Source organism: Bacteroides sp. AM10-21B (assembly GCF_003472565.1).
GTDB lineage: Bacteria > Bacteroidota > Bacteroidia > Bacteroidales > Bacteroidaceae > Bacteroides > Bacteroides propionicigenes.
Window position 1 is genome coordinate 430,401 of sequence record NZ_QRME01000002.1, and the last position, 21,905, is coordinate 452,305.

The 21,905-nt window shown below is 44.9% G+C and carries 21 protein-coding genes; 9 read left to right on the forward strand and 12 right to left on the reverse strand.

Annotated elements, in window-relative coordinates; genetic code table 11:
- Positions 1–19 precede the first annotated feature (19 nt).
- The 3 genes from cysS to DW121_RS03860 all read right to left on the reverse strand — a co-directional run bounded on the left by cysS (position 20) and on the right by DW121_RS03860 (position 3,145).
- Positions 20–1,495: a cysteine--tRNA ligase gene (gene cysS, locus DW121_RS03850; protein ID WP_118323077.1), complete on the reverse strand. Its 1,476-nt coding sequence runs from the start codon at positions 1,493–1,495 to the stop codon at positions 20–22.
- Positions 1,496–1,837: 342 nt separating this feature from the next.
- Positions 1,838–2,305 carry a DUF6078 family protein gene (locus DW121_RS03855; protein ID WP_118323078.1) on the reverse strand — a complete coding sequence of 156 codons (468 nt, stop codon included), beginning with the start codon at positions 2,303–2,305 and terminating at the stop codon, positions 1,838–1,840.
- Between the two features lie 24 nt (positions 2,306–2,329).
- The gene (locus DW121_RS03860) at positions 2,330–3,145 is read right to left on the reverse strand and encodes a Cof-type HAD-IIB family hydrolase (RefSeq protein ID WP_117710558.1); all 816 of its coding nucleotides are present in this window, start codon (positions 3,143–3,145) and stop codon (positions 2,330–2,332) included.
- Positions 3,146–3,218: 73 nt separating this feature from the next.
- Here DW121_RS03860 and mnmA point away from each other — a divergent pair, with 73 nt between their 5' ends.
- Positions 3,219–4,271 carry a tRNA 2-thiouridine(34) synthase MnmA gene (gene mnmA, locus DW121_RS03865; protein WP_117710603.1) on the forward strand — a complete coding sequence of 351 codons (1,053 nt, stop codon included), beginning with the start codon at positions 3,219–3,221 and terminating at the stop codon, positions 4,269–4,271.
- Here mnmA and DW121_RS03870 read toward each other — a convergent pair.
- Positions 4,261–5,778 carry a GH3 auxin-responsive promoter family protein gene (locus DW121_RS03870; RefSeq protein WP_118323079.1) on the reverse strand — a complete coding sequence of 506 codons (1,518 nt, stop codon included), beginning with the start codon at positions 5,776–5,778 and terminating at the stop codon, positions 4,261–4,263. The two genes, mnmA and DW121_RS03870, sit on opposite strands and share 11 nt — an antisense overlap.
- 129 nt (positions 5,779–5,907) lie before the next feature.
- On the opposite strand from DW121_RS03870, the gene DW121_RS03875 reads away from it, so the two are divergent.
- Positions 5,908–6,918, forward strand: a complete 1,011-nt coding sequence (locus tag DW121_RS03875; protein ID WP_118323080.1) for an ATP-dependent 6-phosphofructokinase — start codon at positions 5,908–5,910, stop codon at positions 6,916–6,918.
- Here DW121_RS03875 and rnc read toward each other — a convergent pair.
- The 3 genes from rnc to DW121_RS03890 are packed head-to-tail and all read right to left on the reverse strand — an operon-like array spanning position 6,877 to position 9,273.
- Complete coding sequence (rnc, locus tag DW121_RS03880; RefSeq protein WP_118323106.1) at positions 6,877–7,743, reverse strand: ribonuclease III; 867 nt, start codon at positions 7,741–7,743, stop codon at positions 6,877–6,879. The two genes, DW121_RS03875 and rnc, sit on opposite strands and share 42 nt — an antisense overlap.
- 7 nt (positions 7,744–7,750) lie before the next feature.
- Entirely contained in the window at positions 7,751–9,013 is a 1,263-nt protein-coding gene (gene fabF / locus DW121_RS03885) for a beta-ketoacyl-ACP synthase II (RefSeq protein ID WP_117710561.1), read from the reverse strand.
- A 23-nt stretch (positions 9,014–9,036) separates the two neighbouring features.
- The gene (locus DW121_RS03890; protein ID WP_004291965.1) at positions 9,037–9,273 is read right to left on the reverse strand and encodes an acyl carrier protein; all 237 of its coding nucleotides are present in this window, start codon (positions 9,271–9,273) and stop codon (positions 9,037–9,039) included.
- A 98-nt stretch (positions 9,274–9,371) separates the two neighbouring features.
- On the opposite strand from DW121_RS03890, the gene DW121_RS03895 reads away from it, so the two are divergent.
- On the forward strand, positions 9,372–9,998 hold the full coding sequence (locus tag DW121_RS03895) for a phosphoribosylglycinamide formyltransferase (protein WP_117710562.1): 627 nt from the start codon (positions 9,372–9,374) through the stop codon (positions 9,996–9,998).
- 39 nt (positions 9,999–10,037) lie between these two features.
- Here the strand turns inward: DW121_RS03895 and pdxB are convergent, their stop codons facing one another.
- Entirely contained in the window at positions 10,038–11,087 is a 1,050-nt protein-coding gene (gene pdxB, locus DW121_RS03900; RefSeq protein WP_118323081.1) for a 4-phosphoerythronate dehydrogenase PdxB, read from the reverse strand.
- Positions 11,088–11,198: 111 nt separating this feature from the next.
- On the opposite strand from pdxB, the gene DW121_RS03905 reads away from it, so the two are divergent.
- Both DW121_RS03905 and DW121_RS03910 read left to right on the forward strand, forming a co-directional pair.
- On the forward strand, positions 11,199–11,750 hold the full coding sequence (locus tag DW121_RS03905) for an ORF6N domain-containing protein (protein ID WP_117710564.1): 552 nt from the start codon (positions 11,199–11,201) through the stop codon (positions 11,748–11,750).
- 70 nt (positions 11,751–11,820) lie between these two features.
- Entirely contained in the window at positions 11,821–12,573 is a 753-nt protein-coding gene (locus DW121_RS03910) for a phosphotransferase (protein ID WP_118323107.1), read from the forward strand.
- Here DW121_RS03910 and DW121_RS15800 read toward each other — a convergent pair whose 3' ends face one another.
- Positions 12,574–14,136: a DUF5672 family protein gene (locus DW121_RS15800; RefSeq protein WP_233555766.1), complete on the reverse strand. Its 1,563-nt coding sequence runs from the start codon at positions 14,134–14,136 to the stop codon at positions 12,574–12,576.
- 210 nt (positions 14,137–14,346) lie between these two features.
- On the opposite strand from DW121_RS15800, the gene DW121_RS03925 reads away from it, so the two are divergent.
- The 3 genes from DW121_RS03925 to DW121_RS03935 are packed head-to-tail and all read left to right on the forward strand — an operon-like array spanning position 14,347 to position 17,049.
- Positions 14,347–15,258, forward strand: a complete 912-nt coding sequence (locus tag DW121_RS03925) for a glycosyltransferase family 8 protein (RefSeq protein ID WP_117710565.1) — start codon at positions 14,347–14,349, stop codon at positions 15,256–15,258.
- A gap of 5 nt (positions 15,259–15,263) precedes the next feature.
- Positions 15,264–16,049: a glycosyltransferase family 2 protein gene (locus DW121_RS03930; RefSeq protein WP_117710566.1), complete on the forward strand. Its 786-nt coding sequence runs from the start codon at positions 15,264–15,266 to the stop codon at positions 16,047–16,049.
- Position 16,050: 1 nt separating this feature from the next.
- A complete protein-coding gene (locus DW121_RS03935) occupies positions 16,051–17,049 on the forward strand; it encodes a glycosyltransferase family 2 protein (protein WP_118323082.1) in 999 nt (332 codons plus the stop codon).
- On the opposite strand, the gene DW121_RS03940 is transcribed toward DW121_RS03935, so the two are convergent.
- A complete protein-coding gene (locus tag DW121_RS03940; RefSeq protein ID WP_118323083.1) occupies positions 16,967–18,070 on the reverse strand; it encodes a glycosyltransferase family 9 protein in 1,104 nt (367 codons plus the stop codon). The genes DW121_RS03935 and DW121_RS03940 overlap by 83 nt on opposite strands.
- Positions 18,067–18,672, reverse strand: coding sequence for a DUF4254 domain-containing protein (locus DW121_RS03945; RefSeq protein WP_117713401.1), 606 nt, complete (start codon positions 18,670–18,672; stop codon positions 18,067–18,069). The genes DW121_RS03940 and DW121_RS03945 overlap by 4 nt, the downstream gene beginning before the upstream one ends.
- A 138-nt stretch (positions 18,673–18,810) precedes the next feature.
- Here DW121_RS03945 and DW121_RS03950 point away from each other — a divergent pair, with 138 nt between their 5' ends.
- Complete coding sequence (locus DW121_RS03950; RefSeq protein WP_118323084.1) at positions 18,811–20,649, forward strand: ABC transporter ATP-binding protein; 1,839 nt, start codon at positions 18,811–18,813, stop codon at positions 20,647–20,649.
- A gap of 531 nt (positions 20,650–21,180) precedes the next feature.
- On the opposite strand, the gene DW121_RS03960 is transcribed toward DW121_RS03950, so the two are convergent.
- Positions 21,181–21,825, reverse strand: coding sequence for a viroplasmin family protein (locus DW121_RS03960; RefSeq protein WP_118323086.1), 645 nt, complete (start codon positions 21,823–21,825; stop codon positions 21,181–21,183).
- Positions 21,826–21,905: the final 80 nt, after the last annotated feature.

A 21,905-nucleotide genomic window follows, 5' to 3' on the forward strand; every position in this document is an offset into this window, starting at 1 on the left:
TTGTTTTTTAGTCAGGCTCTTATTTGTTCAGTTTCCACTCACATCTGTCCTTGCCGTCCTTGATTTCAAATCCCAAGGCAGTCAGTTCGTTGCGTATCTTGTCGCTGGTGGCCCAGTCTTTGTTGGCTTTAGCTTTCATACGCTCTTCCAATAGCATATCTACTACCTTGCCGAAGGCGGCTTCACGTTCGGCATTGGAGGCGTTATCCTCTTTCAGCCCGAGAATGTCGAAACAGAATATGTGGAATGTCTCTTTCAGCTCTTTCAGGTCTTCAGCTGTGATGGTGTCGTTTCCGGCAAGGATATTGTTCACCATTTTGGTGCCGTCGAATAGGTGGGCGATGACAATCGGCGAGTTCAGGTCGTCGTTCATGGCTTCGTAGCACTTGGAGCGCAGGTCTTTTACATCCACCGTAGAAGTTGCTGTCGGAGTTATCTTGTCCAGTCCGTGTACGGCATCCATTAGTCTTGCCAATCCCTTCTCGGCAGCTTGCAGGGCTTCGTTGCTGAAGTCCACCGTACTGCGGTAGTGTGCCTGCAGGGTGAAGAAGCGGATGGTCATGGGGCTATAGGCTTGCTCCAGTATGGGATGCGTGCCGGTGAACAGCTGTTCCAATGTGATGAAGTTGCCGTAGCTCTTACCCATTTTCTGACCGTTTATGGTCAGCATATTATTGTGCATCCAGTAGCGTACCATGTCGTCTCCTTGCGAGGCTACAGACTGCGCTATCTCGCATTCATGGTGTGGGAAGACGAGGTCCATGCCGCCACCGTGGATGTCGAAGTGCTCGCCCAGGTACTTTCTTCCCATAGCGGTACATTCTGCGTGCCAGCCGGGGAAACCGTCGCTCCACGGGCTGGGCCAGCGCATGATGTGTTCCGGCTGTGCGCATTTCCACAAAGCGAAATCGGCGGGGTTGTGCTTTTCGCTTTGTCCGTCCAGTTCGCGGGTGGTGTTCAGTACATCATCCAAGTTCCGGCCGGAAAGTTTGCCGTAATGATGGTCTTTATTGTATTTGGCCACATCGAAGTAAACGGAGCCTTCACTTTCGTAAGCATATCCGTTCTTCATGATTTCCTTTACCAGTTCTATTTGTTCAATGATGTGTCCGCTGGCATGTGGTTCGATGCTCGGAGAAAGCACGTTCAATGCTTCCATTGCCTTGTGGTAGCGGTTGATGTAGTACTGTGCCACTTCCATAGGTTCGAGTTGCTCCAGACGGGCTTTCTTTGCGATTTTGTCTTCGCCGTCATCCGCATCATGTTCCAAATGGCCTACGTCGGTGATATTGCGTACGTAACGCACCTTGTAGCCTATGTGGGTGAGGTAACGGAAAAGTAGGTCGAAAGTTATGGCCGGACGTGCGTGTCCCAAGTGCGGGTCTCCGTAGACGGTCGGTCCGCAAACGTACATACCTACATGAGGTGCATGAAGAGGTACGAATAACTCCTTTTTTCTATCTAAGGTGTTGTAAATGGTCAGCTGTTGTTCCATGACATTTGTCTTTTAATTCTCGTTAAAGGCACAAAGTTACAGAATTTCTGTGAATATATGGTGTCGTGTATGAAATATTGTTGTTCAACCTGTCAAAGAGATTTCAGAAGTGGTACTGCCTTTTACAGACAGAACATTGCAAACGCATGAAACTGCAATAGAGACCTCTGTTTTCAGGCATGACACTACGACGGAGATGTATTCTCACTACGGCAGAGGTATATTCCCGCTACGACTGAAGTATGCTCTCATTACGACAGAGGCATGCTCCCATTACGACTGAAAGGATGTCCCACTATGACTGAAGGTGGTGGGACATCAACCATTCATCCGGTCAGCAAGTTACGGTGCAACGCAGCCTTTGGGCGTATGTTGCTCATCCCATTCGTACTCTTCGGTGTATCTGTCGAAGGCGGGTGCTTCGCCGATGCCTATCTGTGTGAACAGTCCGCTGATTCTTTCCTGTTCGGCGGGAGATAGGCCGCGCTCTTGGTGCAGGATACGGTAATAAGTGGTTCGGGGATAGAGGTCGTGAATCTCCCGTTTCAGATAGATTGCTTTTTTGTAGGGGATATTGTCGAATAGGGCACTGATGCCCCACGCATAGCGTTGCTTTTCGGTGCTTCGGAAGTAGATGCACCGCTCGGCTTCCGAGGGATAGTTGGCGGGGTTCACTGCCATGATGCGTGCCACTTCGGCGGGAACATGCTGTGCGGCAAGGTGGTGCAGGCAGTTTGAACTCCGGGAGCAGGCAGGGTTGAGACAGTGCAGATAGTTGAAAGGAACGGAATTGTAGTTGAAATTTTCCATGATGTTTTCTTTTGTATGTCAGATTCAAAGGACGAAGTGCTGTTCTATGGCTATGGCTACTCCGTCTTCATCGTTGCTTGGGGCAATGCAGTCCGCTGCCGCTTTTACGGGTTCTTGCGCGTTTTCCATGGCTATGCCCAGTCCGGCGAATTTTATCATGCTGAGGTCATTGTAACCGTCGCCCATCGCTGCCATTTCTTCGCGGGTCATGCCCAGTTTCTCCAGTAGTACGGCGAGTGAGCGTGCCTTGTCTATACCCAAGGGGACGAGTTCCAAGAAATAAGGTTCCGAACGGTACACGCTGATTTGTCTTTGCAGACGCAGGCTCAGTTCGGCTTCCGTCTTTATGAGTTGCTCCGGATTGCCTACAATGAGACATTTGGGTAAAGGACGAGGCGTTTCCCGCAGGAAGTTGTCTATACGGCGTACCTGCATTTTGTTGAGGAACGCTTCTTTCTGTACATACTCGTCATCGGGATGCTCGGTGAGGATGGACTCGTTGTCGTAAGTGAGAATGGTCTGTTCGCTATCGGTAGCCGTTTGATAGAGAATAGGCAGTACATCGTCGGGCAGCAGGTTCTTATATAGCAGCTCACCGGTATTCCAGTCTATGATTTCTCCGCCATTGTAGGAGAGAATGTACCCGTTGTGCTCCTTCATTTGCAGTTGCTCTGCCAGCGGGGCGATGCCGTAGGTGGGGCGGCCGGAAGCCAGTACCAGCCGTACGCCGCTTTGTTGCAGGCGCAATAGGGTGCGGAGGTTACGTGGTGAGATTTCTTTCTTTGAATTGGTCAGAGTGCCGTCCAAGTCGAGGACAAGCAGGCGATAGTTTTGTCTCATGGTTTGAAATCTATTATTTTTTTGACGGTGACAAAGATAGAGTTTTCTCAGGATGAAATACTATTTTTGCAGCATGAAGTCAAAAGAACGTGTGTTATTGGGAATGAGTGGCGGTACGGACAGCTCTGTGGCTGCCATGAAATTGCAGGAAGCCGGCTATGAAGTAACGGGAGTGACCTTCCGCTTCTATGAGGTGGACGGTAGGACGGAATATCTGGAAGATGCCCGTGCATTGGCTGCGAGGTTGGGAGTTGAGCATATCACTTATGACGCGCGTGAAGTCTTTCGCGAGCGTATCATCCGTTACTTTATCGATGAATATCTCACAGGGCATACTCCCGTTCCCTGTACCCTCTGCAACAATGAATTGAAGTGGATGCTTTTGGCAAAAATAGCCGATGAAAAGGGAATTTATCGGATTTCTACCGGGCACTATGTGCGTAAAGTATTCTCAGAGGACCGATACTATATCGCTCCTGCGGTGGACAGAGATAAAGACCAGACTTTCTTCTTGTGGGGCTTGAAGCAGGACATCTTGCAACGGATGTTGCTCCCGATGGGAGATATGGCAAAAGAGGAGGCGCGTGCTTATGCCGCCAAACGCGGGTTTACACGTGTTGCCACCAAGAAGGACAGTATAGGAGTCTGTTTTTGTCCATTGGATTACCGTTCTTTCCTGAAACGTGAAGTTCCTGCGGACCGCTTGCCGGGAAGAGGGCGCTTTGTCGATGAAAAGGGAGAAATAGTAGGATGGCATGAAGGGTATCCTTTCTATACGATAGGTCAGCGGCGCGGGCTGGGCATCCATCTGAACCGTGCCGTATTTGTGAAAGAGGTCAGAATGGAAACGAATGAGGTGGTGCTCGCACCGCTCGCTTCTCTGTATAAAGACGAGATGTACCTTAAGGACTGGAACTTGGTCAATGAACAACGGGTATTGGATGCTGAAACGGTCATCGTGAAGATACGCTATCGTAAACAGGCCAACCGCTGCCAAGTTACTTTAGGAGAGGACGGACATCTGAGGGTGTCGCTGTTGGAGCCGTTGGAGGCTATCGCTCCGGGGCAAGCCGCCGCTTTCTATGATGCAGACGGCTTGCTGTTGGGGGGCGGTATTATTCTTTAGAATTCAGTTCAAGCATTTCCTCAATATACTCTCTTGTATTGCTGAGACGCGGTATTTTATGCTGTCCGCCAAGTTTGCCTTTATTATTCAGCCAGTCGTGAAACAAGTCCTTACGGGCAATAATAACCTCCAGTGGCTGTAAAGCCAAGTCGTTTTGCCGTTTGGCTTCATAGTCTGAATTTACTTCTTTGAGGGTATCATCCAGTATCTTGGCGAATTTCTCCAGGCTGTCCGGCATTTGAGCAAATTCAATCAGCCATTGATGGCGGCATTTGGCGTGCTCGTCCATAAATACGGGAGCTGCGGAATAGTCTATAATCTGTGCTCCGGTAGCGGCACAGGCTTTGGTTAGACCTTTCTCCGCATTGTCTACTATCAGTTCCTCGCCAAAAGCATTGATGAAATGCTTTGTACGTCCGGTAATGACGAATTTGTACGGACGGTTATTAGTGAACTTCACGGTGTCTCCAATCATGTAACGCCACAGTCCGGCGGAGGTGGAGATAACCATTGCGTAGTTCTTGTTCAGTTCCACTTCTTCCAGACAACAGATACGCGGATTCTCCTTGCCGACATCCTCCAAAGGGATGAATTCATAGAAAATGCCGTAATCAATCATCAGTAGCATAGCCGGGTCGTTCGGGTCATTTTGAGTACCGAAATACCCTTCGGATGCATTGTACGTTTCTACATAGTGCATCTTGGAACTTTTGATAATTTGCTTATATTGTTCCCGGTAGGGAGTGAAAGCCACTCCGCCATGGAAGAATACCTCCAGATTGGGCCATACTTCTTCCAGTGATTGTTTGCCGGTTTTCTCAAGTATATGCTTGATAAGTACCAGCATCCAGGAGGGTACTCCGGAAAGATTGGTGACATTGGCGTGGAGCGTACTGTTGGCTATGGCTTCCATTTTAGGTTCGAATTCACTCATCAGGGCGATCTCTTTGCTTGGTACGCGGATATAGTTGACCAATGGATGTACGTTCTGTATCAGTATAGCCGATAAGTCGCCCACCAGACTATGGTTGGAGTTCAGATTAGGACTGTGGCTGCCGCCGAGAATCAATCCTTTTCCTGAGAAAAAACGACTTTCGGGATTTTGTCCCAGATAGATGGCGACGGCATCTTTTCCGCCTTGATAGTGGGTGTCCTGCAGGGATTCTTTGCTGACCGGCAGGAATTTGCTTTTATCATTGGTTGTTCCCGAAGATTTGGCAAACCAGCGTATCTCCGAGGGCCATAGCAAGTTTTGCTCACCGGCACGCATACGGGCTACGTAAGGTTTAACTTCTTCATAAGTTTGTATGGGAAGGCGTGTTTTAAAATCTTCATAAGTACGAATAGAAGCATAACCATATTGCTTGCCCCATTCCGTATTGGCAGCCATATGTACCAGACGTCGCATGACACCTGCTTGCAGTTCACTCGCATGGTCGGTATACAATTCGATTTCTTTCAAGCGGGGGGTGAAGTATACTTTATTCAGAAATTTTGTAATATTCATCGTTCTTATTGAAATCTGTTTAAGTGCGCAAAAATAATCTTATTTATCGGCATCTCTATCTTTTTTCTCTTTTTTTTCTATCTTTACGTCCGTATAGATGAAAAGAACCGTAATTTAAACTAAAACATTATGAGAATCGGTATTCTGACTTCAGGGGGAGACTGTCCCGGTATCAATGCAACTATTCGCGGCGTTTGCAAAACTGCTATTAACCACTACGGAATGGAAGTGATAGGTATTCACAGCGGTTTTCAGGGGTTGTTGACAAAAGATGTGGAGTCGTTCACGGACAAGTCTCTGTCGGGCCTGCTGAATTTGGGCGGTACAATGCTGGGTACTTCCCGTGAAAAACCGTTCAAGAAGAATGGGGTGGTGTCCGATGTAGACAAGCCGGCCCTGATAGAACAGAATGTGAAAGAGTTGGGACTGGACTGCATTGTCTGTATCGGCGGTAACGGCACGCAGAAAACGGCTGCTAAGCTGGCTGCTATGGGGCTGAATATCGTTTCTGTGCCTAAGACCATTGATAATGATATTTGGGGAACGGATTTCTCTTTCGGCTTTGATTCTGCTGTCAGTATCGCCACGGATGCTATAGACAGGCTGCATTCTACTGCCAGCTCGCACAAACGGGTAATGGTGATAGAGGTTATGGGACATAAAGCCGGATGGATTGCGCTGTACTCCGGTATGGCGGGCGGCGGTGATGTGATTTTAATTCCGGAGCTTTCTTATAATATCCATAACATCGGTGATACGATCCTGAACCGTTTGAAGAAAGGAAAACCTTATTCTATCGTGGTGGTTGCCGAGGGAATTCAGACGGATGGCAGGAAGCGTGCTGCCGAATATATTGCACAGGAAATAGAATATGAAACGGGCATTGAAACACGTGAAACTGTTTTGGGCTATATCCAGCGAGGCGGTTCGCCTACACCTTTCGACCGTAATCTGTCCACCCGTATGGGCGGTCATGCTACGGAATTGATTGCCGGAGGACAGTTTGGACGCATGGTGACTCTGAAAGGGAATGAGATAGCTTCCGCCCCCTTGGAGGAGATAGCCGGAAAGTTGAAATTAGTGACTGAAGACCATGACTTAGTTGTCCAAGGCAAGCGTATGGGAATCTGTTTCGGCTGATTCTTCTGTGGCGGCTTCGGTTTCCTCCGCCACAATGACTTCTTCTGCAGTGTGGTTCTGTATTTTGGCTATTTCAATGGCTTCCTTGAAGGCTTCGTCGCTCTTGATTTTCTTCAATGCCATTTGTGCGGCATTTTGTTGCGATTCTTTCTTGGAGTAGCCTGTGCCTGTACCGGCAGAAAGTCCCTCTATGCGGACTTCCGTATGGAACATCGGATTGTAGTCTTGGTCGAGAAATTGCTCTATTAACTCAAAGGAGACTTCCATTTTGTTCTTCTGGCTCCATTCGATGAGTTTGGATTTAAAGTTGACCTCCTTGCGCGACATCTTGTCGAGGTCAATGTAGTTCTTGAGGATTTTCTCTTCCATAAACTGCTTGCAGCGTTCGTAGCCTTGGTCCAGATAGATAGCTCCGATAAATGCTTCGAAAGCATTTCCGTACATATAGCTGTTGTGTGAGGAGGAGCGGGTGGAGTACTTGACGAGTTTGTCCAGCCCTATTTCTACGGCCAGTTTGTTCAGGGTTTCCCGCTGTACGATTTTAGAACGGGTATTGGTGAGAAAGCCTTCCCGACGGCCTTCAAAATGTTTGTATACAATGTCTCCTACGATAGCGTCCAGAATGGCGTCACCGAGGAATTCCAACCGTTCGTTGTTTAACGGACGCCCTTTCTCAGAACGGACTGAGGTGGATTTGTGCAGTAAAGCCTGCTGATAGAACCGGATATTACGGGGGAAAAAACCGAGTATCTTATAAAAACAAAAATAAGACTCTCTATCCTTATGGAATAAGAGCCTTATTTTGTCTATTTGGTTACGTAACACGACCGTATTATTCTGCGTATTTCTTGAAAATAACACATGCGTTATGACCGCCGAATCCAAAAGTATTGGACAAAGCTACATTCACTTCACGCTTCTGAGCCTTGTTGAACGTAAAGTTCAGGTCATAGTCGATGTTTTCGTCGTTATCACCCTCTTCGTGGTTGATAGTCGGAGGAACAATGCCATTCTGGATAGCAAGGATACTTGCAATAGCTTCTACCGCACCGGCAGCACCCAACAAGTGGCCTGTCATGGATTTGGTTGAACTGATGTTCAATTCATAAGCATGCTTTCCGAATACCTCTTGGATAGCTTTCACTTCCGAGATATCACCAACAGGAGTAGATGTACCGTGAACATTGATGTAATCTACTTCTTCGGGCTTCATTTCTGCATCTTCCAACGCATTTCTCATTACCAACTTGGCTCCCAAACCTTCCGGATGAGAAGCTGTCAAGTGATGAGCGTCGGCAGACATACCTACACCGGCAACTTCTGCATAAATCTTGGCGCCACGTGCTTTAGCGTGTTCCAGTTCCTCAAGAACCAGACATCCGCCGCCTTCGCCCATGATGAAACCGTCGCGGCTTGCACTGAACGGACGAGATGCAGTCTCCGGAGAGTCGTTACGGGTAGATAGAGCGTGCATAGCATTGAAACCACCTACACCACAAGCGGCAATAGCAGCTTCCGAACCACCGCTGATAATAGCATTAGCCTTACCTAAACGGATGAGGTTGAATGCATCAGCAATAGCATTGGTAGAAGTGGCGCATGCAGAACAAGTAGCATAGTTAGGACCATGAAAACCGTACAAGATAGAAATTTGTCCGGCAGCGATGTCCGAAATCATCTTGGGGATGAAGAACGGATTGAACTTGGGACCGTTTTCTTTATGGAGGGCATAGTTACCTGCTTCTTCTTCAAATGTACGGATTCCACCAATACCGGCTCCAAAGATGACACCGATTTTGTTCAAATCCTCATTTTCGACATCAAGACCGGAATCTTCTACCGCTTGCTTGGCTACACCGATGGCATATTGAGTATACAAGTCCATCTTGCGAGCCTCTTTACGGTCGATATATTGATTGGCATCAAAGTTCTTCACTTCGCATGCGAATTGGGTCTTGAAAAGCGATGCGTCGAAATGAGTAATAGGTCCCGCTCCACTAACCCCATTCACGAGATTTTCCCAAAATTCGGGTACTGTGTTGCCAATGGGAGTAATGGCGCCAAGACCTGTTACTACAACTCTTTTTAATTCCATACTAAGAAATGAATGGATTAAGATTACTTAGCGTGTTCTTCGATGTAAGATACAGCATCACCTACAGTACCAATCTTCTCAGCTTGGTCATCAGGAATAGAGATACCGAATTCTTTTTCGAATTCCATGATAAGTTCTACAGTGTCAAGAGAATCTGCTCCCAAATCGTTAGTGAAGCTAGCTTCGTTAGTAACTTCTGATTCTTCAACGCCTAATTTGTCGACGATAATCGCTTTCACTCTTGATGCAATTTCAGACATAACTTTAAGTTTTTAATTAATAATTAGTTTTATTTCTTTAAATTTGCGGTGCAAAGGAATAAATATTTATCGTTCCTCGCAAATATTTGATGAATTAAATGTACCTTTTTGCACATTTTTCACGGTTTTGTGCAGAGATTGGAGGGTTTATGAGTAAAAACATTGCTATTTTTGCTTCCGGCAACGGAACAAACGCAGAAAATATTATCCGTTATTTCCAAAATAGCGAATTGGTGAATGTAGAGCTGGTTTTGGCTAATAAGGAGACTGCATTTGTTTTGGAACGTGCACGCAGCCTGAATGTTCCGTTTGCTTATATGGGCAAGGCTGAATGGACGGAAGGGACGGCAGTGTTGTCGTTGCTGGAAGGCCGGAAAATAGACTTTATTGTCCTTGCCGGATTTTTGGCGCGCGTACCGGACTGTATCTTGCATGCTTATCCCAATAAAATTATAAATATTCATCCTTCCTTATTGCCCAAGTTTGGTGGTAAAGGTATGTACGGTGATCGCGTGCACGAAGCGGTAGTGGCTGCCGGTGAGGCGGAAACCGGAATTACTATACATTATTTGAATGAACGCTTCGATGAGGGCGAGATTGTGGTACAGTACAAATGTCCTGTTCTTCCGCAGGATACAGCAGCAGATGTGGCAAAGAAAGTACATGCGCTGGAGTACGAATATTACCCGAAAGTTATAGACCGTTTATTGACTGACCTCCACTAATAATCTTTAGGGTGGCCGTTTTTCCTAAAAATTGATATACTATTTTGAATGATTCAGAATTGTATATGCCTCTTTTTCCCTTCGTAGGGGATAATCTCCTCGTAACTTTTCGAACAACTCAGGGTGTGCTTTGAGTGCCTCACTGTCTTGTCGAGGGTCATACATTTGCAAATAGGCATCCGATAGGCTGTCTGCTGTAATTTGCGGTTGGCTTGGGGCAGGAGGGATAATCCGGTAGTCTGCCTGTATATTGAAATACCGGCATAAGGCATCCAGTGACATACGGGTTGCATTGGCTTTGCCGTCTGCCGAATAACCGGCAATATGTGGTGTACCGAGGAACACCTTCTTTAACAAGGTAAGGTTTACGGTCGGTTCGTTTTCCCAAACGTCAATGATAGCGTCTGAAATCATTCCTGTTTCCAATGCACCCAACAATGCGTCGGTTCTGATAACTTCTCCACGTGAGGTGTTAATAATGACGGGTTGTCGTTTTAATGATTGGAAAAAGGCGGTATCGGCAAGATGAAAGGTCTTGTATTTGCCTTCTCTATATAAAGGTACGTGAAATGTGAGCACATCACATTCTTCTGCAAGTAATTGTAACGGGGAAAAATCTTGTTTTCCTTCTTTTTCTTCACGTGGTAGGTCGTTTAACAGAACGCGCATTCCCAACTCTTTTGCCACTTTTGCCACTTTACTGCCTACATTGCCTACTCCGATAATCCCAATAGTGGAGTTAGACAAGTTCATGCCTTTCTGTTTCTGCAGTAAAATTAAAGATGAGTGCAGGTATTGAGCTACGGAAGCGGAGTTGCAGCCGGGAGCATTAGTCCACGTAATGCCGGCTTTACGGCAGTATTCCGTATCAATATGGTCGAAGCCGATTGTTGCAGTAGCGATAAACTTTACCTTACTACCCTCTAACAATTCCCGGTTGCAATGAGTGCGTGTGCGGATAATGAGTGCATCCGCATCTTTTACCAAAGAAGGAGTGAAATCTTTTCCCGGTGTGTAGACCACTTCATCGGCTATCTTTTCAATGGCTTCTTTTATAAAAGGTATTTTATTATCGACAATTACTTTCATAATGCTTTTGTTTATTGCAGGCAAAGTTAGAAATAATTCGTGAGAACAGATATTCTTGGTGTAATAATGCATACCTTTGCCCAATTGTTTAAATCATAAATTTATGTATTGATGAATGCACTTGCCGGTTTTGAAGAAATAGAAGATAAGATAATTACCCTTCGCGGACAGAAAGTTCTTTTGGATAGGGATGTTGCTGCGTTATATGGAGTAGAAACGAAGCGTATAAACGAAGCTCTTAGAAATAACTTGGATAAATTTCCAGAGGATTATTGCTTTGCTTTGCAAGTGTCTGAAAAACAGCAACTGGTCGAAAAGATCGACCGGTTCTCAGCACTAAAACATTCTACAGTTGAACCTAAGGCTTTTACCGAAAAAGGCCTTTATATGCTTGCCACTATCTTGAAAAGTTCCCGTGCCACTAATGCGACGTTTACGATAATTGAAACTTTTGCCAAATTGCGTGAACTTTCCCGTACAATAAACGGTTTGCCGGATGCTTCTGAGGAACAGCAGAAATCCTTATTGGAGAAAAGCGGTGAGTTGTTTTCCGATTTATTGGATAACAATCTTCAGGCGACGGATTCGGAAACAACTATCGAATTAAATCTTGCTGTATTGAAAGTAAAGCATACGGTTAAGCGGAAAACAGATAAGGAATAAATGCAGTGAACTGTTTGGCTGTCTGCAAAATATTATATAGTTTTGTTTTCTTTCTATATATAGAGTGATGATGAAAGTAATTATAAATCCCAAATATAATCATTTAGAAGAATCTATAAGGCAGATACCGGATTTGTTTGAGGGGCAAGGCAGAGTGCTTTATGCTCGTAGAAACTTGATTAAAGAGATGGTTTTGGAAGATTCTCTTTTAATTAATGTGAAGCGTTATGGAATTCCGGGGCTGATTAATCGAATTGCCTATTCTTTTTTTAGGAAGCCAAAGGGGGAAAGGGCTTTTGTATATCCTCAGATATTGTTACAGAAAGGGTTTGAAACGCCTGAACCGATTGCTTATATTGAATTCAGAAAAAGCGGACTTATAGAATATTCTTATTTCGTCAGTATGCAGTGCCCTTATCAGAGGAATTTTTATGAGTTTGGCAATGCGGATCCAACTTCTGATGAGTGTGCCGATGTAATCCAGGCTTTTGCGTGTTATACGGCTTCCTTACACGAGAATGGTATTCTGCATCGTGACTATTCTCCCGGAAATATCTTGTTTGATAAGGTTGGTGACAGCTATCACTTTTCTTTGGTCGATCTTAATCGCATGACTTTCGGAGAAGTAAGTGTGGAGGCCGGTTGTGCTAATTTTGCCCGTTTATGGGGGCAAAAGCAATTCTTCGTGCAATTAGCTAAGGCCTACGCTGCCGCCCGTCATTGGGATGAAGCGTATTGCGTGGAACGGGTACTTTTTTACCGCAAAGTCTTTTGGAGCAGATATCAGAAAAGGCATGAGCTTAAATTTCATTTGGAACTCTGATTAGCCTTTGGATAGTGAACTCCAGCTGGTGACTCGTTTGCAATGTTGTATATAGAACTTTTCTTCCTCTGAGATATTTGCGGAATCTACATACCACGGCAGGTGCTTTAGCTGATAAGGCGCGCTTGTGCGGTAGGCTTCTACGGCTCTGCTACGGCTAAGACCTACACGTGGGCGGTAGAGAGCGAAAGTTGTATCTACCGGTGCCGGATACAGTCGGTCGTTATTAAGATTCTTGTAGTACCGGCTTTCCCATTGAATTACTTTTTGCTTTTGGTCGTAATGGTCGGGCAAGTCATCAATCCGTAAGGACAAACCTATCTTGGCTGCATATTTGTAGTTTTTCTTTAAGAGTTGGTATAGATGGTTGATTGTGTCTTTAGGGCAGCTTTCATCCAGCATTACATCTGCATCTGTATAGATGTAGTAGTCCGAACAAAATCTGTTTCTGGTTTTCCGATCTTTCCATAAAGCTTTGAAGCCTATGTTCCGGTGTAGATATATCACTTCGTAACGGCAAGTCTTGTAATATTCCAGTAGCGGGGGATAGCAACTGCCGTTATCCAAGATATGGATATTGGTATATCCCCGCTTCTCCAATGATGCAATAAGTTGTTTGAGGGTCGTAAGGCGGTTAAAATTATTGATAATAATTGGAATGGCTACAGCTTCCTGTATCTGTGATGGGAAGCATAACTCCATCAGTCGAAAGTAGCGTGATTTGATGTAGGCGGTAAACCTTTTACTGATAGATATGGACTGCGGTAAGTCGGAATAGTTCCGGATAATGGGAAACCAAAACTTTTTCATTCTTCTTTTATACCATGAATGGCAACCGAATGGCAGGCGGCTGTTGTTTAATTCATAGCATAGAGCCGGATATTTATCAAAACTGAACTGCAGAGCTTCCGAATATGTGGGGTAGGTGAAGCATAGTCCATGTCGGTTGACCTCGACAGAGAAAAAAACATCTTCGTTGAATATATGGTTTTTTGTATGGGCAAGATATTCTTCAATTATATGCTTTAGTTTTGAAGTGGCTTGCAGATGGCTGCTTACTTTGCGTAGGGAGAAACCTCCGTTACCCACCTTGAAGTTGGTGATTTGAGAGTTGGGGCGATGGAAAAGATTGCAGTATTGCTTTTTAATCCATGAAGCCAATGCTAAAAGCGGAAAATTGTATATGGGGCGCACAAGCCAGGGAGCACCTATGTAGTCGTAACCTTTGTTGCACCATTTTATCAATTCGTCTGTAAATACATAAGCGTCTAACTGGCAGATAAGAATATATTGGCAGTCGGAAAAGCGTTGGTAGAATTCGGACGACAGCATTAAACGATTGTAACCGCTGATGCTTTTGAAGTAGTTGTCATCAAATTCTTCCACCGTCAGTTGAGGGTATTCCTCTAATAGAGGGGTGATATTCAGGCTTTGGGGCTTGATAACGACTAAAGGATGTTTTTGTAAAACCTGATAGATTCTGTCTAAAGATACTTTTTCAAGTTCGTTTAGTTTAGTCTTGTATACGGGAATGATGACTTTTACTGTATGTTGGATATTCATAGGTGCTTTCTCTTCTTTGTTTCAGGTTTAAAAGCTATTTACATATGTTGTGTCTACAAAGATACTGCAAATAAGTTGAATGGAGAAATATTTGATTGCTATGTAGGTCGTTCTTAATTCTTTTGTTTACATTTGTAGCCGTCTTGTAGCTCCGTTTAGCATAAAATAAGATTTTGCGCGTAAGTAAATAATATACAACTGATAGAATTTATGGATATTGTTTGTAATATAGATAACGGTTATGTAAAGTATTGCGTTGTGATGCTGACCTCCTTGTTTGTTAATAATAAAGATGAGAATTTGCATATCCATATTATTGCAGATAATCTTTCGGAGGAGTCGCAACATATTTTGTCCGATGTGGTAGAGAGGCGGTATAAACAACGCTTATCATTCTATTTGGTTGGAAAAGACTTGCTTTCGAAGTGTCCCATCGATACGAATAATTATATTTCAATTTCTACTTATTACCGTTGTTTCCTGACCACGATTCTTCCTTCGGATATATCGAAAGTTTTATATTTGGATTGTGACTTGATTGTGTGCAAACCGCTTGGTACACTGTTCAATATTAATTTGGACGGTTATGCTGTGGGAGCAGTGGAAGATATGTGGAGTGCCAAAGAGAGCCATTATGCCCGTTTACATTATTCCGAAAAATATTCATACTTTAATGCAGGAGTGTTGCTGGTGAATTTGGATTATTGGAGGCAACATGATATAGAGAAGGAAATAACGGAATATATATCCGACTATCCGGAACGTTTATTGTATAATGATCAGGATGTATTGAATGCGGTCTTATATACACGCAGGCTGTTTATTCCTTTCCGTTGGAATATGCAAGATGGTTTTTTCCGGAAGAAGAGGAAGCTTCGTCCGGGTTCTATCCCTGCATTGGAAGCGGAAATGCCCGAGGCTGCGATTGTGCATTTTACCGGTGGGAAAAAACCGTGGCATGATAAATCCGTACATCCTTATAAGAAAGAATACCTCAAGTATCTGGATCTCACACAGTGGAGTGGTGAACGTCCTCCTGTCAACTATATGTTCCGGTTTACCAAGCTGTTTGATTCGATTCAGGGAGTATTTGGATGGAAGAATGTATATAGAAAAATTTAATTTATATGAAGGTTACGCTGATTGTTTCAACCTACAACAGGCCGGATGCTTTGGTCTTGTGCCTTGAAAGTATATTTCGACAAACTGTATTGCCGGGTGAGATTATCATTGGTGATGACGGATCAAAACAGGAAACCGTTGATGTTATCCGGGAATATCAAAAGAAATCACCGGTTCCTTTGATACATATTTGGCAGGAAGATAACGGCTTTCAGTTGGCTAAGGCCCGCAATAAATGTATTGCGCGTGCCTGTTACGAGTATATCGTTCAAGTGGATGGGGACTTGGTTTTGCATGAGCATTTCATTGAAGATCATTTGCTTTTCGCCGAGAGAGGATATTATGTAAAAGGGGGGAGGGTCAATATAGACAATCGGCTGACTACCCGTTTGTGCTCGGAAAGGCGCTATGTTCGTCTTGGCTTTTTCAGTAGGGGATTGATGCGCAGGATAAATGCCATTCATTGCTTGCCTCTGGCAAGATATTTGGCTGTACGTAGAAAGACGGCTCCGGGATTAGGATGCAATATGGGCTTCTGGCGTGAAGACGCTATCAAAGTGAATGGTTACGATGAATTCTATGTGGGTTGGGGAGGCGAAGATTATGATTTTGCCATTCGTATGCTCCATTCCGGTCTGCAGAAGAAATCATTGAAATTTGCGGGAATTGTCTTCCATTTGTGGCACAATGACTTGTATATGGATAATCAGGACAAGAACTTTTCACACTATCATGCTGTAGAAAACAGCGCCTCGACATGGTGTGAGAAAGGTGTTGCGCAGTATTTGTGATATGGAGTGTAGACCTACTGTTAGCATTATTGTCCCTAACTATAACTATGCCGGATATTTAAGAACCCGCATAGAATCCATTTTGGCACAAACTTATCAGGATTTTGAACTTATCTTGTTGGATGATGCATCTACGGACAACAGTGCAGAAATATTGGAATATTATCAGAATTGTGATAAAGTGACAATCTGTGATATTAATGCCAAAAATACCGGTTCGCCTTTTCTGCAATGGAAAAAGGGCGTTACCTTGTCTCAAGGAAAGTATATTTGGATAGCGGAGAGTGATGATTTTGCCGATGAACATTTTCTGGAAACGGCAGTAGAATTATTGGACGCCTATCCTGATGCCGCTTTGTGTTTTATTGGAGCTTGGTTGGTTGATGGGCATGGTAATAAGCTTAAGAAAGAGTACGACCGTTGGACATGGATGCAACGGCATTCGAGTAAGGGCTATGGAGTTTTCCCGGGGAAGAAGTATGTAGCGGGTAATTTATACTGGAAAAACTACGTCTATAATGCAAGCGGAACTGTTTTCAGAAAGAAGTGTGCGGATTTGTCAGAAACATCTCCGGTATTTGGAATGCGGTACACAGGAGACTGGCTCTTTTGGACGCAATTAGCTTTGACGGGAGATGTGATAGAAGTCTATAAGAAGCTTAACTATTACAGGAAGCATGGCAGTAGCGCTACTATTGAGGGACGCCGTTTCGGAACAGCTATTTCTGAGGAGATGGATGTGATTAAATATATTGAAAGTGCCGTTCCGTTGAATGCTTATGACAGGCTGATACGCCATGGCTCCTTCTTCAAACGTCTTTTGAGGACTCATGTGTCCCATGGTGTAGAGAAAGATTTATTTGCCAAGTTCTCCGATTATTGGGGAGATGGCAGGTATGCCTATAGGATAGAACGGATTAATAAATACTTGAGTTTGTTTCTTTTTTGCTTGAATCGCCAGCGAATGAACAGATGCCGGACGGGTTGGTGGCCGTTCTAAGTATTCGTTCTATATGTTGTATAATCTTTTCGGAAGTAATGCCATTTAGGCACGCATAATCCTTTCTTAGGCAAGTCTTGTTTCCAAAGATGGAACAAGGGCGGCAAGGTAAGTCAATTTGTATGGCATTGTCCATGCTTTGGTTCCACCCCATGAAACCGGCAAAGGGATGCGTGGCACCCCAGATTGAGATAACGGGCGTACCTGTCAGGGAGGCAAGGTGCATATTGCCGGAATCCATGCAAATCATTACTTTCAGATGGCTCATCAGTGCAAGTTCCTCGTTCAGTTTTAGTTTGCCTGCCAAAGACAGTATGTTACTTCCCATAGCAGCCCATTCTTCCAGCAACTCTTTTTCTGTTTTCCCTCCACCAAAGAGGAATATCCTCCGGTCAGTATGTGCGGATAACTCTTGTATTAGAGCTTTGGTTATTTCTTGAGGTAGCGTTTTCCCCTTATGTGCGGCAAAGGGGGCTATACCTATCCAGTGCTTGTTGTCCGGTGTTCCGGTTATCTGTTGAAACAAAGCGATATCTCCTTTATCTTCCCCGAAGATAGAGTGAAAAGTCGTCTTTATCGGATATCCCAACTCCTTGAATACATCTTCATATCGTGTAAATGAGGAGGGAAGCTGTTTCATTATTTTATGCCGGGGACGGACTAAGGCTTTTTTTTCTTTACGACCTTTGTCGATATGTGCTACTTTTGCGCTTGCAAGCATGAAGAACATCCGCAGTATTTTGCTACGCAGCACATTGTGCAAGTCGGCAACAACATCGTAATGTTCTTTTTTCGTCAGTTCGCGGAAGAGACGGAACAAACCTCCGATTCCTTTGTATCTGCTTACGTCAACTCCCCGGAAGTGTACATTGCAGGGCATTTCTGCAAATAGAGGTTGCATGGAAGGTCTGCTCAATACTGTGATGTCTATTTCCGGGTATTGTCGTGCCAATGTAGTAAGGACGGGTACCGTCATTGCCACATCGCCAAGTGCGGATAAGCGTATGACGAGCAGTCTCATTTCTTGCCGTAAAGAACAGGATTCAGAGCCGGGTCGTTATACATTTTCATCTGCTTATATACTTTCATATATTTTTTTCCGCTTTCAATGTCTGCAATCAGTTGTTCGATAGCGGTCGAAAGGTCTTGCTGTTGTTCCAGCAAGATGTTTAATTTCGTTTCACATTGGGCGTGATGTTCCGGAGCGGTATCAGTGCGCTCTACTTCCTGTTGCATATGATAAATCTTCAGTGCAAGGATAGACAGGCGGTCAATGGCCCATGAGGGGCTTTCTGTATTAATGACGGCATCGGGTAGGGTCTGTATGCTCTTGTACTTGTCAAGGAAATAGCTGTCTATTAACTCTACCAAGTCCGTACGGTCTTGGTTGGACTTGTCTATTCTTCTTTTAATTTTCAGTGCTTCTATAGGATCGATATTCGGGTCACGGATAATGTCTTCCAAATGCCATTGAACTGTGTCAATCCAGTTTTTCAGGTATAAGTAATATTCGATACTTCTAACAGGGTATGGATTCTGTATAGGCGTATCAACGTGATCTGCTTTGTGATAATCAAAAATAGACCGTTTGAAAATCTGGTTGCTTAATTCTGTAAAGTTCATAATGAGCTGTTGTATGGTTATTATTAGATTTACAAAGTTATGTAATTTTTCTTATGATTCCAAATTTAGGGCAATTTTCACTTTTTATCCCTATCTTTGCCTCCCGATACGAATGTAATGAATTAACTGCTTGACCGAATGAAAGAATTCCTCCGACTCCTGCGGCGTTTTGTTCCGCCTTATAAGAAATATTTGATATGGGCATTGTTCCTGAACTTGTTATCGGCAATTCTGAATATATTCTCTTTCGCTCTGATTATACCTATCCTTCAGATACTTTTCAAGATGGATACCAAGACCTATGAGTTTATTCCTTGGGATACTGCCGGAGTGGGTCTGAAAGATATAGTAGCCAATAATTTCTATTACTATGTTACCGAGATGATAGCCTCGCAGGGAGGGTCGCTGACCTTGCTGATTCTGGGTGTCTTCCTGGCGGTGATGACGCTGTTGAAAGCATTTTCCTATTTCGCTTCTTCGGCTGTGATGATTCCGCTTCGTACGGGAGTGGTACGCGACATCAGGGCGCAGGTGTATAACAAAGTGCTGCATTTGCCGCTGAGTTTCTTCTCCGAAGAACGGAAGGGAGATATTATTGCCCGTATGAGCGGTGATGTTACCGAGGTTGAGACATCCGTGACCAGTTCACTGGATATGCTGATAAAGAACCCGATACTGATTATAGCCTATTTCGGAACATTGATAGCCATCAGCTGGCAACTGACGTTGTTTACTTTGCTGGTACTTCCGGGCATGGGCTGGGTAATGGGTACGGTAGGCAAGAAGCTGAAGCGACAGTCGCTGGATGCTCAGGCAAAGTGGAGTGATACCATGTCTCAGCTGGAAGAAACTTTGGGCGGGTTGCGCATTATAAAAGCCTTTATTGCCGAGAACAAGATGATGGACCGTTTCAATAAATGCAGCAACGAATACCGCGATGCCATCAACCGGGTAGCCACCCGCCAGGCATTGGCGCATCCCATGAGTGAGTTCTTGGGGACGTGCGTTATCGTTATCGTGCTGTGGTTTGGCGGTACATTGATTCTCAGCAACAGTGCGACGATTGATGCCCCTTCGTTCATCTACTATTTGGTGATACTGTACAGCGTTATCAATCCGTTGAAGGAATTTTCCAAAGCCGGATATAATATTCCCAAAGGTCTTGCCTCTATGGAACGCATCGACAAGATACTCTTTGCCGAGAACCCTATCAAGGAGCCTGCCTTGCCGAAGCCGCTTTCTTCACTGAATGATAAAGTGGAATTCAAGGACATCAGTTTCAGCTACGACGGTTCGCGTCAGGTGCTGAAGCATATCAATCTGACTGTGCCCAAAGGTAAAACTATCGCATTGGTAGGCCAGTCCGGTTCAGGAAAATCCACGCTGGTCGATTTGCTGCCCCGCTATCACGATGTGCAGTCGGGTGAGATACGGATAGACGGCTTGAACATCAAAGATGCACGCATTTCCGATTTGCGCGGTCTGATAGGGAACGTCAATCAGGAGGCTATTCTTTTTAATGACACTTTCTTCAATAACATAGCTTTCGGTGTAGAGAATGCCACTATGGAGCAGGTTATCGAAGCTGCCAAGATAGCCAATGCGCACGACTTCATCATGGATACCGAGAAAGGTTACGATACCAATATCGGCGACCGTGGCGGCAAGCTGTCCGGAGGCCAGCGCCAGCGTATCAGTATTGCCCGTGCCATCCTCAAGAATCCGCCTATACTGATTTTGGATGAGGCTACTTCCGCACTCGATACGGAGTCGGAACGCTTGGTGCAAGAGGCTTTGGAGCGGTTGATGAAAACCCGCACCACTATCGCCATTGCGCACCGTCTTTCCACAATCAAGAATGCGGATGAAATCTGTGTGCTCTATGAGGGAGAGATTGTGGAACGCGGCAAGCATGAGGAACTTCTCGCTAAAGACGGCTACTACAAGAAGCTGAATGATATGCAATCTTTGGGATAAGGACAGACGACAGTCGGTTTTTGCGTTTTTTGTCGTCACTCGTCACTAATCGTTCCCTATCCCTTTGCCGGAAAGGGATAGAGCGTGTGATGACAAGTCGTGTTGACGGTGTTGACAAAGATTTGTCAACACTCTATTTTCTCCTTTTTAGAGGCCTTGAATCGTGATAATCTCCTTATATTCAGCAATAAAACCTCTCTGATACGAAACTTGTTAATAGCGGTTAAAATCTCCTGTTATTGGGGGCGTATTGTCCCCGGCTATGCAATATAATAAGAGCATTCCTTGTTGGTTTTCCACTTTTGATACAGCTATAATGCGGGAAACCTATAAGCAAAACCTTGTTTTCCAACTGCGGGCTCTGCGGTTGCCGGTTGCGGGCCGCACGGTTGCCAACTGCGGGCTGTCGGGCCCGCAACTGCGGGACGAAGTTTTGCTTAATGTGTAGTTCTGTTTTCGTACAGGCGTAACGGCATTATGCACTGAATATTCGGGTATTCTGCTATGGAAACATGGGCGTGTTCCGTCCTGTCATTTTCTTCCGAAGTCTGCGGGTATTTCTCCCCACTGCCGGGTGTCCCATTTGAGGATGGGGGTGGAGTAGGTGTTTTGGCGCAACCATTTCTCGGCGCGTTCTATCAGTTGGAAAAGCTCCTCGGTCTTGGAGTTGCGGGGAAGCTTGGTTTTGCATTTCTTTTGTTTTATCCAACTGATGGCATTGACGCTGTCGCTGTAAATAGGCATATCGAGACCTTTCTGTTTCAGCAAGGCAAGGCCGTGGACTATGGCAAGAAATTCTCCGATGTTGTTAGTGCCGTACATAGGGCCGAAGTGAAAAATCTGTTGGCGGCTGGCAACGTGTACTCCCCGATATTCCATTGCTCCGGGGTTGCCGCTGCATGCGGCATCTACGGCAAGGCTGTTCTCGAGGACGGCAGCCGGATAAGGGGCGTCGATGTCCTGAGATTGTTTGGGCGGCTTGCTACCTGCGGATGTATTGCGCTTGATGTAGTCGTACGGTGAAGCGGCGAAGGCTTTTTTCGCTTCTTCGCGAGAGTCGAAGGATTTGTACTTCGCTCCTTCATAGCCTTTGGTTTGTAATTGGCAGTCCGTCCAAGAGGTATAAATGCCCGGAGTGCCGCCCGCCCATACAACGTAGAATTTTTCTTTCTTCATAACTTGTGGCAAAGGTACAAATATATTTCACAAATCCGAACAATAGGTCTCTTTCGCTTGTTGTTTTGCTATAACAAACT